The 421-nt window shown below is 61.8% G+C and carries 1 protein-coding gene; it reads left to right on the top strand.

Translation table 11 applies throughout. The features are described from left to right. Positions 1-8 precede the first annotated feature (8 nt). Positions 9-421 (top strand): reverse transcriptase domain-containing protein (locus JQK15_RS26645; protein ID WP_214869686.1); only part of this gene is annotated, 413 nt, incomplete at its 3' end.

Below are 421 nucleotides of genomic sequence, written 5' to 3'. Positions count from 1 at the left end.
CAGCAGCGATGCTGGTGCTCGAACCGATCTTCGAAGCCGACCTTCCACCGGAAATCTATGCCTATCGCGCCGGGCGCAACGCCCAGCAGGCCGTGATCGAGGTGGAGGAGCAGCTGTTTCGTGGCCGTCCGGATGTCGTGGACGCCGACCTTGCCGACTACTTTGGCACCATCCCTCACCTGGAACTGATGAAATCAGTGTCGCGTCGGATCGTCGATCCGCGCGTGCTGCATCTGATCAAATCCTGGCTGGAATGCGCTGTCGAGGAAACGGACGACAAGGGCCGGAAGAAACGAACGACGCAGGCCCGTGACCAGCGGCGCGGCATCCCGCAAGGATCACCCATCTCACCGCTGCTGGCCAACATTTACATGCGCCGGTTTGTGCTGGGATGGCGGAAGCTCGGCCTTGGGAAACGCCT

Source organism: Sphingobium sp. BHU LFT2, from assembly GCF_018604485.1.
Classification (GTDB): Bacteria; Pseudomonadota; Alphaproteobacteria; order Sphingomonadales; family Sphingomonadaceae; genus Sphingobium; species Sphingobium yanoikuyae_A.
Note: the sequence above shows the minus strand (reverse complement) of the source record. Positions and strands in the feature narration are given on the sequence as shown.